Origin of the sequence: Arachidicoccus rhizosphaerae (assembly GCF_900107765.1) — a bacterium.
GTDB lineage: Bacteria > Bacteroidota > Bacteroidia > Chitinophagales > Chitinophagaceae > Arachidicoccus > Arachidicoccus rhizosphaerae.
Genome location: NZ_FNQY01000001.1, coordinates 105,777 through 121,343 on the forward strand (window position 1 = coordinate 105,777; position 15,567 = coordinate 121,343).

General features: G+C 45.6%; 14 protein-coding genes. 6 read left to right on the forward strand and 8 right to left on the reverse strand.

Annotated features, from left to right (window positions below; all coding sequences use genetic code 11):
- Nucleotides 1-32: 32 nt before the first annotated feature.
- Nucleotides 33-2,471, forward strand: a complete 2,439-nt coding sequence (locus BLU80_RS00365) for an ABC transporter permease (RefSeq protein WP_091392013.1) — start codon at nt 33-35, stop codon at nt 2,469-2,471.
- Nucleotides 2,472-2,611: 140 nt separating this feature from the next.
- Here the strand turns inward: BLU80_RS00365 and BLU80_RS00370 are convergent, their stop codons facing one another.
- Complete coding sequence (locus tag BLU80_RS00370; RefSeq protein ID WP_091392016.1) at nt 2,612-4,711, reverse strand: peptidylprolyl isomerase; 2,100 nt, start codon at nt 4,709-4,711, stop codon at nt 2,612-2,614.
- Between the two features lie 91 nt (nt 4,712-4,802).
- Between BLU80_RS00370 and BLU80_RS00375 the strand changes: the two genes are divergently transcribed.
- The gene (locus BLU80_RS00375) at nt 4,803-5,087 is read left to right on the forward strand and encodes a hypothetical protein (protein ID WP_091392019.1); all 285 of its coding nucleotides are present in this window, start codon (nt 4,803-4,805) and stop codon (nt 5,085-5,087) included.
- A gap of 49 nt (nt 5,088-5,136) precedes the next feature.
- On the opposite strand, the gene BLU80_RS00380 is transcribed toward BLU80_RS00375, so the two are convergent.
- On the reverse strand, nt 5,137-6,045 hold the full coding sequence (locus BLU80_RS00380) for an ATP-binding protein (RefSeq protein WP_091392021.1): 909 nt from the start codon (nt 6,043-6,045) through the stop codon (nt 5,137-5,139).
- Nucleotides 6,046-6,114: 69 nt separating this feature from the next.
- Between BLU80_RS00380 and BLU80_RS19355 the strand changes: the two genes are divergently transcribed.
- Nucleotides 6,115-6,375: a hypothetical protein gene (locus BLU80_RS19355; RefSeq protein ID WP_139188057.1), complete on the forward strand. Its 261-nt coding sequence runs from the start codon at nt 6,115-6,117 to the stop codon at nt 6,373-6,375.
- Between the two features lie 33 nt (nt 6,376-6,408).
- Here the strand turns inward: BLU80_RS19355 and BLU80_RS00385 are convergent, their stop codons facing one another.
- From BLU80_RS00385 to fabF, 4 genes are all read right to left on the reverse strand, one after another.
- Nucleotides 6,409-7,179, reverse strand: coding sequence for a Bax inhibitor-1/YccA family protein (locus tag BLU80_RS00385; RefSeq protein WP_091392023.1), 771 nt, complete (start codon nt 7,177-7,179; stop codon nt 6,409-6,411).
- Between the two features lie 114 nt (nt 7,180-7,293).
- Nucleotides 7,294-8,298, reverse strand: coding sequence for a polysaccharide deacetylase family protein (locus BLU80_RS00390; protein WP_091392025.1), 1,005 nt, complete (start codon nt 8,296-8,298; stop codon nt 7,294-7,296).
- Between the two features lie 207 nt (nt 8,299-8,505).
- A complete protein-coding gene (rnc, locus tag BLU80_RS00395; RefSeq protein ID WP_244518629.1) occupies nt 8,506-9,219 on the reverse strand; it encodes a ribonuclease III in 714 nt (237 codons plus the stop codon).
- A 5-nt stretch (nt 9,220-9,224) separates the two neighbouring features.
- Nucleotides 9,225-10,478, reverse strand: a complete 1,254-nt coding sequence (gene fabF / locus BLU80_RS00400) for a beta-ketoacyl-ACP synthase II (protein WP_091392028.1) — start codon at nt 10,476-10,478, stop codon at nt 9,225-9,227.
- A 73-nt stretch (nt 10,479-10,551) separates the two neighbouring features.
- Between fabF and BLU80_RS00405 the strand changes: the two genes are divergently transcribed.
- Complete coding sequence (locus BLU80_RS00405) at nt 10,552-10,842, forward strand: hypothetical protein (protein ID WP_091392030.1); 291 nt, start codon at nt 10,552-10,554, stop codon at nt 10,840-10,842.
- A 145-nt stretch (nt 10,843-10,987) separates the two neighbouring features.
- Here the strand turns inward: BLU80_RS00405 and BLU80_RS00410 are convergent, their stop codons facing one another.
- Nucleotides 10,988-11,224 carry an acyl carrier protein gene (locus BLU80_RS00410; protein WP_091392032.1) on the reverse strand — a complete coding sequence of 79 codons (237 nt, stop codon included), beginning with the start codon at nt 11,222-11,224 and terminating at the stop codon, nt 10,988-10,990.
- 230 nt (nt 11,225-11,454) lie between these two features.
- On the opposite strand from BLU80_RS00410, the gene BLU80_RS00415 reads away from it, so the two are divergent.
- On the forward strand, nt 11,455-11,895 hold the full coding sequence (locus BLU80_RS00415) for a GNAT family N-acetyltransferase (RefSeq protein ID WP_091392034.1): 441 nt from the start codon (nt 11,455-11,457) through the stop codon (nt 11,893-11,895).
- An 81-nt stretch (nt 11,896-11,976) separates the two neighbouring features.
- On the opposite strand, the gene BLU80_RS00420 is transcribed toward BLU80_RS00415, so the two are convergent.
- A complete protein-coding gene (locus tag BLU80_RS00420; protein ID WP_091392036.1) occupies nt 11,977-12,462 on the reverse strand; it encodes a YcxB family protein in 486 nt (161 codons plus the stop codon).
- Nucleotides 12,463-12,707: 245 nt separating this feature from the next.
- Here BLU80_RS00420 and BLU80_RS00425 point away from each other — a divergent pair, with 245 nt between their 5' ends.
- Entirely contained in the window at nt 12,708-15,290 is a 2,583-nt protein-coding gene (locus BLU80_RS00425; RefSeq protein ID WP_170831088.1) for a M1 family metallopeptidase, read from the forward strand.
- Nucleotides 15,291-15,567: the final 277 nt, after the last annotated feature.

Sequence of the window (15,567 nt, forward strand, 5' to 3'; positions counted from 1 at the left end):
CGGAAGAGTAAATACCGTTAAAAACATCGCATATGCGCTTAAATCTCCGCCTGGCAATCAGAAATGCTAAAAAGAACATCGCTACAACGGCCATCCATGTGTTAGGACTGGCGGTGGGCATTAGTGCCTCCATCGTCATCTTTCTAATCGTTCGCTATGATTACAGTTTTGATAAATGGGAACCCCAGGGTCAGAATATCTACAGAGTATATACCTCTTTTGCGGACGGTGGCGGCAATTATGGCATTTCCATGTTGGCTCCGCAAACAATCGATGAGCAGGTAACCGGTATTGATGCATTGGCACATATCCTGGTTGATCCCTTTTATAATGCCACTATCAGAACAGACCTGCTAGCCAATAACCGGCCGGGTGTATTCATGAATGTGCAGGGTATAGTCGCTGCCGACCCCTATTATTTTAAAATTTTTCCACGTCAATGGCTGGCCGGATCGGCTGCCGGCCTAAGGCAGATCAACTCAGTGGTGCTTACGGAGTCTATGGCGCAAAAAATGTTTGGCAACACTTCGCCCCAGGATCTGATTGGCCGGTCCCTGGTTATACAGGACACCATTAATACAGTCATTAAGGGCGTGGTTGCCAATATAAATGCAAATACAGATTTTAACTACCAGTTATTTATTTCACTGGCCACTATCACCCAGACACCCCTTATCCACCAGGTAACCAACACGCCTCACTGGACCAATGTGGATGGCAGCTCACAGTGTTTTGTCAAGCTCCTGCCGGACGTTGACCCGGCAAATGTGGACCTTCAGATTAAAAAACTTTATATTGACCACCAAAAGGATGCAACAGCCAAAAGCCTGCAGACCGGTAAATTGCAGCCTTTAAAAGACATCCATTTCAATACTGACCTGGACGGCAGTGTCAGCAAAACCTCTCTCAGAAATCTGGGTATGCTGGCTATATTGCTGCTGTTGCTGGCAGCCATTAATTTTATCAACCTTTCTACTGCCCAGTCTACACTCAGGGCCAGGGAAGTGGGTGTCCGGAAAACCTTTGGTGGCAGGGGTCTCCATATTTTCAAACAATTCTTATGTGAAATCTTAGTGATCACCTGTCTGGCGGCCATGCTGGCACTGCTGCTGGTCCCCCTATTGCTGCATATATTTGCAGACTTTATGCCCAGTGGATTATTATCCGCTAACCCATTGCTGGACCCTGTCATTCTTCTATTTTTAATCCTTCTTATTCCGGTCATTACTCTGCTGGCGGGTGCTTATCCGGCTTTTATTTTAACCAGGTTCAAGCCTGCCCTCGTTTTAAAAAATAAACTTTCCAATAACGGGAAAACGAGTGTTATAAGAGAGGGTCTTATCGTATTTCAGTTTGTACTGGCACAGGCCTTTTTGATCGTTGTGTTCGTTACCTGCAAGCAGATTCATTATGAACTCAATAAAGATATCGGTGTTAAAAAAGCCTGCATTGTCTCTATATTTATTCCCGATTTTACCAAATTGCACGCAAGCAAGAGTCAGGTACTGCTCAGTGAGTTACGCCAACTGCCACAAATCGCGCAACTGACATTATGTACAAAGGCACCGGTTTCAGATGGCTGGTCCAGCACGGCGATTCAATGGTTCAATAAAGGAGATCAAAGAGTGTTTGATAATGTGCATGTCCGCTCCGCTGATGAGAACTATCTGCAGGTATTCGGACTGCAACTGGCCGCCGGTAAGAATATCCATATAGATAGCAGCGCAGCTGTTACCGATGTGCTGATTAACGAAAGCCTTTGCAGACAAATGGGCTTTCACGAGCCGGCGGACGCCATTGGAGAAATCATCAGTGGTGGACCCAGTGATTCTGCCAGGATTGTCGGCGTTCTCAAAGACTTTACTACCTTATCTGTTCATCACCCGATATACCCCACCACCATATTTGCGGGCAATAACGGATTTTCTCCGACGCTGGCCATAGCCCTGGCGGGGCATTCCGTGGGACAGTGGCAAGCAGCCCTGGCTAAAATTGAAACCACTTTTCGCTCCATATATCCTTATAAAGAGTTCAACGCAAAATTTTTAGACGAGACCATCCGCCATCTCTACCAAAGCGACATACGCCTGTCAAAGCTCCTTAAATGGGCCACCGGTCTTGCACTGCTCATTAGCTGTCTGGGCCTGGTGGGCCTGGTTAGTTTTATGACTGCCCAAAGAACGAAGGAAATTGCCGTCAGAAAAGTACTGGGAGCCTCCAGCCATCAGATCATCCGGATGTTATCCAAGGGCCTGATCCGGTTAATATTAATTGCGTCGATGATTGCACTTCCCATTGGTTGGTATTTTGCCCACCGGTGGCTTTCGGATTTTGCCTTTAAGACCTCTTTAAACTGGTGGATTTTTGGGCTTTGCATTGCCGGAACCCTCCTGCTGGCCCTCACGATTTTATGTCTTCGCTCCTATAAAACGGCAACCGCAAATCCAGTTAACAGCCTCAAAGAGACCTAGTATATTATTACACCGGGTCTTAAAATACAGAAGCGCTTAATATTTCCTGCTTCTTAACAATACCAAGGATGATCTACGTAAAAGCCCCCGGTAACCATTACCGGGGGCTTTGTTTGTCATATTATTTAAGCGCTTTTCTACTAAAAGAAAGTAGAGCGGTCATCTTCAATCTTGGCAGAAGTCTGAAGCGCTGCCAGGATACGGTTTTGAATCTGCTGGAACCAGGTTTGCTTCATCCGTCCTTCAACGGCTTCAGGTCCTTCTAAAGAAGATTTAGCAGAAACATTTAAAGGCTTGATGGCAAAAACACCCATCGTACCGGCAAATGGTTTGCTCACTTTATTTAAAAGGTCTTTATTGAAGGCGGCACCCACAAGCGCCGGTTCATTGCCCATTCTTGGAACAAAGGAGGCATCAAAAGTCAGGCTATCCAGGGTGGCTACTTCTACACCAGCGGATTTTGCGTAATCTTCCAGTGTGCTGCCTTTGAATTTGCTGTCTATGATTAATTTTGCTTTCTTTTTATTCTTTAACAGTTGTTCCAGATAGGGACGAACGGTAGCCGCTGATGGAAGTCCTGCTTTAGAGATATTGGTGATGGCTGCTACGACAAAGTTATCACCGATTTCAACAGGCTGAGAAACTTCTCCAACCTTGTGGTCATAAATCCATTTTACCAGATCTCTGCTCTCACCCAGATTGCCTACCTGGAAGTCATTTTGTTTAATGCCCTGAGCCGGTAACAATGCTTTATTATCCTTTTTAGCACCCGCTTCCATTTGGCTGAAAGTCTGGTTAGAGGCTACAAAGGTAGCCGCTACATTACTGACAGAATCGATGGTCTGCTGACTAGGGATAATCTGACGACCTACGCTGGCTATTTTATAGCCTTCTGTAGATCCTTTCTGTCCGAGGATTTCTACAAAATGATATCCGAAGCTGGTATGGATGGTTTTGGATTCGCCGGTATGGCCGGTAAACGCAAAATTATTAAACTCGGGAAGCATTCTGCCGGAGGTAAAATAATCGATCACCCCACCGGTGCTGGCAGAACCCGGGTCATCAGAATATTTTAAAGCTACAGAATCAAAATTAGCACCTGCCTTGATTTCTGCAATCGCGCTGTCCAGTCTTTTTAAGGCAGAAGAATCATCTCTTACCTGATAAAGCTGACCGGAAGACTGATCCTGCTGATGGGTAGCCACCAGGATATGTCTTACTCTCGCAGAGTCAGGTATTACGGTTTTAGCGACCATCTTAGAGACGACATAGTTACCGTTGGAAATATAAGGAGCAGATACAGAATCAACCGGTGTACCGATTACCAGCTCTTTATTAGGGAACTGCATGGCTGCAGCACTCATATAACCATCATAAAACTGGGTGTTACCATCTTTAGAGGCAACAAACGCAGCATTATCTTTAGCGGAAGCAAAATCACCGCTTAATTCCTGTAAGGTGTTTTTGATTGCAGCAGAGTCAGCAGTGCTGGCGGCTGCATTAAAAGTCAGGTAGCTGATATTGCGGGTTTCTTCTTTTTGTTCGAAGAGTTTTTTATGATCCTGCACATAGCTGTTGATATCTGCATCGCTTACGCTTACCGCGCTGTCGCTGATGGTAGAATAAGGTACAGCTACATATTGAACCTGTGCGATGGCATTATCATCAGCCATTGTTTTATTCAATAACCAGCTGGGGATATAAGCAGCACCAAAAACCATGGACTGGTATTTAGCCATCATGATCTGTTCCTGCTGCTGATCCAGGTACTCATTAACCATTTGTTTTTGCTGGCTGTTGCCGGATTTTTTCAGCTGTGCCAATGCGTTTCTGGCAGCATTGACATCATACTGACCCGTTTCGGGGTTCACGAAGTTTCTTAAGAACGGGGGCGGGTTATTGCCGAAAAGGGCTAGGTCCATATCCTTACTGGTAGAGACCAGGCCTAATTGCTCATAAGCCTGTTTCAGCAAAGTAGATTGAACAAAATAGTTCCATACACCGGTAATCACCTGTGAATGAGGCATGTTCTGAGAATTAGCATTCTTCTCAACATCAGATACCTTTTGTTGAAACTCATCTATTTTAATGGTAGTCCCATTAACTTTACCGACTGTCGTACTATTCCCTAAACCACCTCTGACAGAAGAATCCATCATGATAAAAGCGATCAACGCCAGTGCAATGAGAATAAAAACGATCCAGGCGCCTTTCTCCTGGATTTTCTGAATTATGGACATAATAGTTACCTTTCTATTTCTGGTTTTAAAGATGGCAAAAATAACGGAATATATGATTGAAACAAATGTATAACAAAACTAATTTTTTAATTTGCGTAAAATTTCGGGTAAAATTGCCAAAACCTTGTTATTAATCATTAAAACGACTCAAAAGGCCGCTGTAGCCAAGCGTTGTAGCTGGTCGGCAGCCCGCTTACCGGCCTTTCACCCTTTAAAATCCAAAAAAGCTAAGCGGCAGATCGGACCAAAAGATAACAGATTGATAGTCAGTAGGCTTTCCTTAAGATTATTGGCTCAGCGGACCTTTCCCCGAAAGCAGCATACCTGGGACAGCTCTTTAATTAAGTCACTGATGCTTAAGGCCCCTTATGGATAAACCGCAAGCCTTCCGGTAAATCCAAAAGGACGCTACTTTATTCCCCTTACTACCGCCCGTCCGGATAGATAAAATTAAAATCATCAGCCAGGCACTCGTTTTCTCCCATAAAGCTCTTATAATCAACCGTTATATCGGTTCTGATATTTAGAAAAACCAGGGTTCCCTGCCAGTAGGCTCCCTTGCAGACCCGGTATTGACCCTGCCTGAGTATGCCGTAATGCTCCGCCGAATATATCAGCAGTTCTCCTTTGTTGTGCATGGCAAACTGCCTGGTCGCATATAAGCCAAAACCCTGACCTTTTCCATTGGTTACCCCTTTTTCTACACATTGCCTTAAAGCCTGGCTGGCAGACAGTTGCCGGTATTTAGAGTCCGGGTGTCTGGTCAGGGCCCGGTGAATCCCGATTCCGGTATCCGCAATCATCAGCCGGACGCTTTTTAATGCGGGAAAATACTGAGCCGAACACCAACCCTCCGCCCTGACCTGCTCCGCATAAACGGCGTGGGTCAATACATTATCCATGATTTCAAATAAACAAAAATCCAGCATATACTGTACCGCCTTATCCACCCTGGCATGAGTAGCTACAATCCGGATAATCCTTGTCCCCACTTCAAAATAATTATCCTTATCAAAACGGGTCAGTTCAATGAAGCGGTCTTTACCCGGACGCCGCGTCAAGTTTTCCAAACCCGGGAATTGTGGACCCAGTTCCAGTAATCTGAAAAAATCTATCCTGCCGGCATACCGTATGCGGCCGTCCGTTATCTCTTTTTGAAAAAACTGTTCCGATAGGTATCCCCTGGTCTCTATACGCATTAGGCAGCCCCGGTCTCTAAGCTTTCTGACCGCGGTTGCGATGATAAGCAACTGATCCGCGTAGAGCATGGAGTTTACAGGATAAAAAAGCCCCGCTTCCGCACTGCCTGGCTCAGCTTTAGCCTCCTTTAACAATAAATGCAGATGAACCTGATCGGTTCCTTTCGCCTTTCCTAGCGGTCTTAGCGCAGCAATCAGACTGTTATGATCCTTTCATTGACTCAATTCCAGCGTCAGGTGTATAATGGCCATTCGGGAAATTTTAGGTGTTTACAGGTGTACAATGGCTTAAATCTACGGGAAAAATCTGTAACCCCTTCTGCTCGCCGGAACATCGCTGCTACCCGGGCCTCCCTTGTGGATAAAACAGGACACGGTTATGATAGGGAGCCATTCCCAATTAGTAGTATAGCCCGTAAAAAAACGCTCCCGAAGGATATAGGATATCCACCGGGAGCGCTGTAAAAATATTCGGTAAAAGACGGCTAACCCGTCCTTTTAGTTGTTTCTACCGGCAAAACGGGACAGTAACTTAAGGATTTCGATGTAAAGCCATACCATGGTCACCATCAGGCCGAAAGCGCCATACCATTCCATGTATTTGGGAGCACCCATCTGAGCACCCTTTTCAATCATGTCAAAATCTAAAATCAGATTCAACGCAGCAATCGCTACGATGAAAAGGGAGATGCCTATGCCCAGCAGGCTGCTGTCATACATAAAGGATACATTAACATGGAAAAGGCTTAAGATCCAGGTAATGACATAAAAAATCAAAATACCCAGGGTAGCAGAAAAAATAATCGCCCTGAACTTCTGCGTGGCCCTGATGACTCTGAAAGCATAAAGCGCCAGCATACCTAAAGCGACCGCAAAGGTCAGGCCCACTGCCTGCAGTACGATGCCTGGATATTTCTCGGCAAAAGCCGCCTGTATCACGACAGAAATGCCTCCTAAGGCAAAGCCTTCCAACAACGCATATAAAGGAGCGATATATTTTGCTAAATGCGGTTTAAACACAATAATCATTGCGGTAATCAGACCGCCGATAATACCGACCATCATCATTGTCTGTAGTAAAGAGCTCTGGCCTTTACCCAGCAGGTTCCAGGTATAGATCGCGCCGCCCATCACCATCAGTAATAAAAATCCAAACTTACCGATTGCACCGCCGATGGTCATAGTGCCGGCCGTGCTGTCAGCTGTGCCCAGGGAGTTCTTAAAGACTTTCTCTGCGACAGTTGGATTACTTGATTTAAATAAAGCCATAATATGTGGTTTTTTAATAGGGATAAAGATACACGTAATATTTTGATTTAGAAAAGGACCGGGATTAAACAAAGTCCTAAATCTGGTCCATTTCAACTCTTAGACTTCCCTGTATTAATTTCGTTTAGCTCCGGGGTAATTCTCCACCGTTTCAAATACATATTCAGGGTGTCTGGTTTTCAGCTCGTGGATAACCTTGTACAAAGAGTCTCTGTAGTTGTCGCGGTGAAACATCCGGTCATGGGTTAATAAGACCATCGCATTTCTTTTATGGGTATGATGCCCGCTGACGGCATTTTCCACCATCCGGATCATTTTGTCTGCCGACTGAACCGGAACAGATCCGGGGCCTAAAGGATCTCTTTTAAAAGACCATTCCAGATCCCAGCCAAAAACAGAATATCCTGCAGAGTCCAGGAGCTGACAAACCGGCCTTACCAGGTCATGGGCTTTGATGCCGGTGGAGAGCACCCAGCCGCTATTGCCCGGCAGGCGGATATATTTTCTTTCTACGCCCAGGCTTTTTTGTGCTTTCATGAAATCTTCAAAACAGGCCTGATGGTTATGGTAAAAGGACATATAATGTCCATTGGCATGTGTAAAGCTATGGTTAGCGAGTAAAATATCCGGATAGCCTGCTCTGATGGTATCCACGATGTCATGCCATTTTTTACCAAAGGTCTCATGGAGTCCCACCATAAAGAAAGTCCCTTTCACCCCCAGTTCTTTTAAGGTATGATAGACATTCATCGTCCCTGCCTGAGGGCCGTCATCAAAGGTCAGATAGATATATTTTTTAGTCGTATCCTGATCAAATGCCGCTGCCGGTGGCAGATCAGAACCGGCCGTAGTAGCCGCCTGCCCTTTTGCGGGCGGCAGGGTCGCTGTCGTATCCGTAGCTGCCGGGATAACGGTTTCTGATTTAACGCTCTGAGAGTCCAGATGCGCTTTGATTTGCTGATCTGTCGTTTGGTTATTAATCACCATCTGCGCAGAATCTGCCGTGGTATTTGCTTTTTTATCGCCGTTGTTACTTTGACAGCCGACCTGCAGGCCACCCAGGACCAGTGCAGTTAAAAGCCATAAACCGGCTCTTCTATTAACCTCTCTTGGGAACATATAAGGTATGATTCTTTAAGGTGTTTAAATGGATTTATGTATGATTCATTCGCCAGGACCTGATAAAAAATATTCTTTTATGAGCGTCCCCGGCTGCAAAATTATAAGAAACGAAGATAATTATTAATCAGCAAGTTGCTGTTAAATTTAGTGAAGATTGAGGGAGGGGTGTTAAGGGAGCTTTTTTTACATGCCGCCGGCCTGCCTTTATAAAGGGATGGTTTTAGCGGCCTCAGCGACGGCCATCTGACCGGCATCTTTTTTATTAAAGCCCCTGCCCTCCGCTATTTTTTCGCCATCCAGTATAATGGCTACCGTAAAGACGCGTCTTTTGCCCTCTGAGGACTCATCTACGGTCTCAAACTGGATATCCTTATTATTGCGGCCTGCCCAGCCAATGAGTTTGTTTTTCAGATTAATTTCTACCTGCTCCAGTTCATCTACAGAGAGATAAGGATTAAGGATCTGGATCATGATCCATTTTCTGGTCTTCTCGTATCCTTTATCCAGATAAATGGCGCCCACCAGTGCTTCCAGGGTATTGCCAAAGATCTGGCTGTTGCGCAGCGCATTATCCGCCGTATTAAAACGCGTCAGCGTTTTAAGCCCCATTTTTATCGCGATATCATTGAGCTGATGACGGTTCACCATTTTTGAACGCATCTCTGTTAAAAATCCTTCATCTTTATAAGGGTATTTTTTAAACAGATAGTCCGCCACGATGGTGCCTAAAACCGCATCACCCAGGTATTCCAGCCTTTCATTGTTTTCAGCGACCTCCTCCGAGACAGACCGGTGGCTGAGGGCACGCTCATACAACGCCACATGTTTAGGCTTAATCCCTAAAATCAGAGAGATTTGCTTTTTTAAACTGGGACGACTGGTCAACTTCCCAACAATATTTTGAACCGATTTTTGCAAAATGATTATGGAATATACTTTTTCACAATGACGGCTGCATTGTGTCCTCCAAATCCAAACGTATTACTCAGGGCCGCATTGACAATACGTTTCTGGGCCTTGTTAAAAGTAAAGTTCAGTTTAGGATCCAGGTTCTCATCATCCGTAAAATGATTGATGGTTGGGGGAACAATGTCGTGAACAACCGTCATGATGGAGGCCACGGCCTCGATGGCGCCGGCTGCTCCCAGACAGTGTCCTGTCATGGATTTGGTCGCGCTGATATTCAGCTTATAGGCATGTTCGCCAAAGACATTGACAATGGCTTTTACTTCTGCGATATCTCCTAAAGGGGTAGAAGTACCATGCGTATTGATATAGTCAATTTCTTCGATTTTCATATCCGCATCCTTTAAGGCATCCAGCATTACATTCTGGGCGCCCAGGCCTTCCGGATGTGGTGCTGTGATATGATGTGCATCCGCGGTGGCTCCGCCACCCGCTACCTCACAGTATATTTTGGCGCCTCTGGCCAGTGCGCTATCCAGGGTTTCCAGCACAATAATGGCTCCGGCTTCACCCATTACAAATCCGTCTCTGTCCTTATCATAAGGACGGCTGGCTGTTTTGGGATCGTCATTACGTTCACTCATGGCCTTCATGGCATTAAATCCGCCGATACCGGCTTCACTGATAACTGCTTCACTTCCACCGGTCAGCATGATATCTGCCTTACCCAGACGTAAAAGATCCAAAGAGGTATTGATGGCATGGGTACTGCTGGCACAGGCACTTACCGTAGAAAAGTTAGGTCCGCGCAGGTTATGACGCATAGAGACCTGACCCGGCGCAATATCCAAAATCATTTTAGGGATAAAGAAAGGATTAAACCGGGGTGTTCCGTCTCCTTTGGCAAAGTCAATGACTTCATTCTGGAAGGTAATCAGTCCTCCGATCCCGCTACCAAGTACCACGCCGGTACGATCCGGATCAATATTGTCTTTGTTCAGACCGGCATCATCCATAGCCTGTACACTGGCTGCAATGGCCAGTTGGGTAAAGCGGTCGATTTTACGGGCATCTTTGCGATCCATATAATCCGTCGGATCGAAGCCTTTTACTTCACACGCAAAACGTGTCCGGAACTTAGAAGCATCAAATAAGGTGATCATATCGGCACCAGAAACACCGTTAATAAGACCCTGCCAATAATCATGAAGATTATTACCAAGAGGAGTAAGGCATCCGATTCCCGTTACAACAACACGTTTTGTTTGCATAATTATGGTGTAAAGTTACTTACTTACAGTTTAACGTGATGTAGTCCGGCCACATGAATTTAATTAACCGGCTTTGCACGAATTACAGAAGAACGCCGGCCATTACCGGCATGGCATCCCTTTAAATATTTTAATATCAGACCAACCATCTTTGGCCCTTCCGGGAAACAGAGGTTGTCAAAACTACGAACAACCCGCCATTTCAGCAAAAGAAGGTAAATGCTGCAAGTTTTCCGCTTTTATTGCATGCATGCTTAGCCAGTCTCCGGTCAGATCCTGCAGTATCCTGATCAAGGAATTATTGTCAACTCCCGCTTATCTGAACACCAGAACCGTTAAAAGAGTGTTCAGCCGTACTGCCTGAGCGCTTTAAGTTTATAATTGCCGGCAGCAACACCTGCCGCTCCACACTGGTTATAAACTTAAGATAAGCCCGCCCCACGGTAATTTAAATTATCGGGAGACGGACTTAAATGTTGAAATATCTTAACAATATATTCTTCTAAAAACTATTTGGCGTGTTCTTCAAGGTAAGAAACGGCCTGACCCACAGTAGTGATTGTTTCTGCTTGTTCATCAGGAATAGAAATGTTGAATTCTTTTTCAAATTCCATGATCAGCTCAACCGTATCCAGTGAATCGGCGCCTAAGTCGTTAGTGAATGAGGCTTCAGAAGTCACTTCCGCTTCTTCAACACCTAATTTATCAACAATAATTTTTTTAACTCTTGTTGCGATTTCTGACATTGTAAAAAATTTTTAGTTACGGGCACAAAAATATAATTTTTAATCAATTGGCAATGCAATATCTCGGTTTTGTTTTGATTTTGTCTGCTTTAAAAATACCGGCCAAAAGCATTTGCCATTGATTATCAGTACAAAATAAACTAATTTTCATGAAAGTTTTATTTTTGTTTTGAGAAAATAATATAATTTTAGTGGGTAGCAACTGATTTAGAAACCGTTAAGTTTGTACAATGGCAATACAAATAATTGATTATGGCAGTGAGGCCTATATGCAGATGCTGCAGTTAAGGCACCAGATTTTAAGAAAACCCCTTGGGCTGGAACTCTCCAAAAGAGATACCGTAGAGGATGAAAGCGACATATTAATCGGCTGCTTTGAAAGCGACAAGATTATGGGCTGCTGCATGCTCAAAAAGATGGACGCCGGCTCCATGCGCTTGCGACAGATGGCTGTTCACAGCGGCTTACAGGGAAAAGGAGTGGGCCGGGCCCTGGTCGGGTTTGCAGAGACCATCGCCCTGGATTTTGGCTATGGCCATATGATTTTACATGCCAGAAACTCTGCCGTAGGCTTTTATCAGAAACTTGGATATCAGGTATTCGGGGAGCCTTTTACGGAGGTCTCCTTACCCCACAGGCTGATGGAAAAAAGACTGGAAAGACTCTTATAAGGCAGCAACTGCTCCGCCTGGCCGGGGAGCCGATACGAACCGTGCCCGACCAATAACTGACGATCAAATAGTTAAAAAGCCCTAGGTTCTTCCTTTCCGGACATGTTCCCCCAGCAGTGCCCTTAGATGAATAATAAAATCTGCATCCATAGGTGTTTTGGGGAATAAGAAAAAGGAGCGGGGACCGAAGTACAGGTGAAAGAACTGACCGGATTCAAAATAATTAGAGAATTTAGACCAGTCCCAACTCATGGACCCGCGATCGTTTTCCAGCCCTACGCCGACGGCGTTAAAAGTCGCAATATATTGATCTTCAAATGTCTTTTGTGCTCTTTTATAGACCATTCTGGGCATAAAAAACCAAAAAATCAGCATTAATATAAACCACAGCAAAGAACAGAGTAAAAATGCCTGAGGCCGGATTTTATGCATATAAAATAGCACGGCGGCCACAATGGCAAAAATATTGACGGCGTAAGCCATAATCTTTACTTCCGGCCGGGAGACAAAATGTACCCGCAGACCTTGCAGGACCCTGGGCTTCTCGTATTGAAAACTATATTGCATAATTGCGCCAAAATTAGCGCAATAATCCAAAACAAAGGATCCTCCCTTAAAAATTTATCGTCCTTAAAATTGCACTATTGTTAACAACGTCGTAAATTGTGCCAGTAATAATTGGCTTAGTGTTACATAATCCGCTACTTTTTGACTCAATCCGGCCCTTCTCATCTCCCACTTTATAGAGATGGACAACCAGCCCGGCGTTGATTTAAACCAGCTATAGTAAGAAAACCTAAAACAAAATTTGGATGAAAAAATTTTATTTGTGTGCTTTATCCCTGCTTGTGCTGCAAGGACTTTTTGCGCAGCAGAATGGCAGTAAGTACAACCAGCACGAAGCCTTTGCCCCGGGTTTTTATACCCAGACCGGCAATATGTACCGTAGTGCCAGCGGCACCCCCGGGCCCGATTATTGGCAAAACCGTGCAGACTATGATATCCAGGTCAAGCTGGATACGGCGGCCAAGACCATTAAAGGAGCCGTCCAGATCAATTACACCAATAATAGTCCCGATGAGCTACCTTATTTATGGCTCTATGTGGATCAAAATATTTACAGAGAGGATTCCAGGGCCACCGCTACAACCGATATAGGCGGCGGCAGGTGGGCGACGCCCATCTATACCCAGGGTGACGAGATCAGTAATATTACCCTTAAGATGGATGGCAAGTCCTACCAGCCCAAATACAGAATCACGGATACCCGGCTGCAGATTCTTTTGCCTAAGGCACTTGCGGGCAAAGGCGGAAAAGTCGCTGTTCAGATTGATTACGGTTTTTCCATTCCGGAAAGAGGCACCGACAGAATGGGCCGGCTGGACACCAAAAACGGATGGATTTATGAAATCGCCCAGTGGTACCCCAGAATGTGTGTCTATGACGATGTAGAAGGCTGGAACACCCTGCCTTATCTGGGCGCCGGCGAGTTTTATCTGGAATACGGGGATATTCATTATTCCATTACCGCACCTTCCGATCTGGTCATCGTCGGTTCCGGCACCCTGGACAACCCCAAAGAAGTATTAACTAAAAAGCAGATTGAGCAACTGGACAAAGCCAAAAACAGCGATGCTACGGTCACCATTCATTCACTGGACGATGTAAAAAGCGGTAAAGACCATCTCAGTCAAAAAGAGCTCACCTGGAAATTTAGCTGTATCAATACCAGAGACGTAGCCTGGGCAGCCTCCAAGGCCTTTATCTGGGATGCGGCCCGCATTAAAATGCAGAGCGGCAATCAGATCCTGGGGCAGTCCGTCTATCCGGAAGAATCCGCCACCACAAATGGCTGGGACAGCTCAACTTATTATACCAAAAAAGCCATTGAGATCAATTCTTACTGGCACGATTTTCCATACCCCGTTGCCACCAATGTCGCCGGTACCGTAGGTGGGATGGAATATCCGGGTATTGTATTTTGCAGTGCCCGCTCCACCGGACCCGGACTCTGGTTTGTTACCCTGCATGAATTCGGTCACAACTGGTTCCCAATGCTCGTGGGCTCCAATGAGCGCAAATATGCCTGGATGGATGAAGGCTTTAATACCTTTACCAATTTCTACTGTTCCCGGATTTTTAATAACGGTGCTTATAATAATGAACCTGATAAGTACAGAATTGCCAGAAGTTTCTTCAAACCGGGCGCCGAAGTGCCCATGACCATTCCTGATGTGCTGCAGGCGGCCAACTTAGGTAATGAAGGCTATTATAAACCGGCTGTTGGTCTGTTGATCTTAAGAGACGTAGTATTGGGACCTGAGCGCTTTGACGCCGCCTTTAAGCAGTATATCAAAGACTGGGCTTATAAACACCCCACCCCCGCGGATTTCTTCCATAGCATGGAAAATACGGCAGGAGAAGATCTGGGCTGGTTCTGGAGAGGCTGGTTCTATAATAACTGGGCCATCGATCAGGCGGTAAATAAAGTGGACTATGTTAACGGAGATCCAACCAAAGGCGCTTTAATTACCCTTGAAAATATCGGCCAGATGCCCCTTCCGGTTCAAATGGATATTGAACAGGACAATGGTCAGACCCTGCATTTGAAACTGCCGGTAGAAATCTGGCAGCGTGGCGGCACCTGGACCCTGCAGGCTAAAACCACCTCCAAGGTGAAAAAAATCACCCTGGACCCTCAAAGACAATATCCCGATGTAGACTCCACCAATAATGTCTGGCCCAACGCCGCCAGTACGGCTGAGGCGATACCGCAAGGCGTCAGTGCGCAGGATATCATCAATGATTATTTGCAGGCCATCGGCGGCAAGGATAAGCTTTCCGCCGTCAAGACCTATCATGAGACCCTGACAGGAGATGCCAGCGGCACAAAATTAAATGTCTCCTTAAACTATAAAGCGCCGGATAAATTCGCGGAGGAAGTAAACCTGCCGGATATGAATATGCAGGTGATGAAGGTCGTTCTGGACGGAGATAAAGGCACCATGACCCAGCAGGGAAAAACCCAGCCTTTAGAAGGGAAAATGCTGGAGTCCTTTAAAAGCTCCCTGGGCGTATTCCCGGAACTAAAATATCAGAATCCGGGGTACAAACTGGAAGCCAAAGACATACAGGAAATTAACGGCAAAAAAGCCTACAGAGTCCTGATAACAGATCCTATAGGTCAGGTAACGACCAGTTATTATGACATTGACTCCCACTTAAAGGTAAAAACGGAGTCTGCTCAGGGCGGCGCACAGTTTAGTGATTACAAAGCCGTTAAAGGCATCCTGATCCCTCATGCCAGCATCACGGAAAACATGGGGCACTCCGCCAAAATGACGGCGACCCTGATTCAGATTAATGAAAACATTGCAGACAGTACTTTTCAATAATCAGGACCCTGTTTAAACAACGACGCTGTCAACTGATCTTTACCGGTAAAGCCGGATAAGTAAAAGCCCCGTAACGAAAATGTTACGGGGCTTTTACTTATCCCCCATAGGGGCGAATATTCCTAACCTTACCGGCAGCCGTCTCAGGTATTAATTGTTGCCTAACAAATGACTCGGCCTGCCTGAAAAACGCATCCGCTATTACCTTGGGACCGCATCCTTATTTTCCCCTATTTAAAAACCCCCGCACGGTCATTTGAAACCATAACGGGGGCGA

What these genes read in the sequence shown, in the direction of transcription:
- BLU80_RS00365 (WP_091392013.1), top strand. Translation starts at nt 33, where the DNA reads ATGCGCTTAAATCTCCGCCTGGCAATCAGAAATGCTAAAAAGAACATC.
- BLU80_RS00370 (WP_091392016.1), bottom strand. Translation starts at nt 4,711, where the DNA reads ATGTCCATAATTCAGAAAATCCAGGAGAAAGGCGCCTGGATCGTTTTT.
- BLU80_RS19355 (WP_139188057.1), top strand. Translation starts at nt 6,115, where the DNA reads ATGATCCTTTCATTGACTCAATTCCAGCGTCAGGTGTATAATGGCCAT.
- BLU80_RS00385 (WP_091392023.1), bottom strand. Translation starts at nt 7,179, where the DNA reads ATGGCTTTATTTAAATCAAGTAATCCAACTGTCGCAGAGAAAGTCTTT.
- BLU80_RS00390 (WP_091392025.1), bottom strand. Translation starts at nt 8,298, where the DNA reads ATGTTCCCAAGAGAGGTTAATAGAAGAGCCGGTTTATGGCTTTTAACT.
- fabF (WP_091392028.1), bottom strand. Translation starts at nt 10,478, where the DNA reads ATGCAAACAAAACGTGTTGTTGTAACGGGAATCGGATGCCTTACTCCT.
- BLU80_RS00410 (WP_091392032.1), bottom strand. Translation starts at nt 11,224, where the DNA reads ATGTCAGAAATCGCAACAAGAGTTAAAAAAATTATTGTTGATAAATTA.
- BLU80_RS00415 (WP_091392034.1), top strand. Translation starts at nt 11,455, where the DNA reads ATGGCAATACAAATAATTGATTATGGCAGTGAGGCCTATATGCAGATG.
- BLU80_RS00420 (WP_091392036.1), bottom strand. Translation starts at nt 12,462, where the DNA reads ATGCAATATAGTTTTCAATACGAGAAGCCCAGGGTCCTGCAAGGTCTG.
- BLU80_RS00425 (WP_170831088.1), top strand. Translation starts at nt 12,708, where the DNA reads ATGAAAAAATTTTATTTGTGTGCTTTATCCCTGCTTGTGCTGCAAGGA.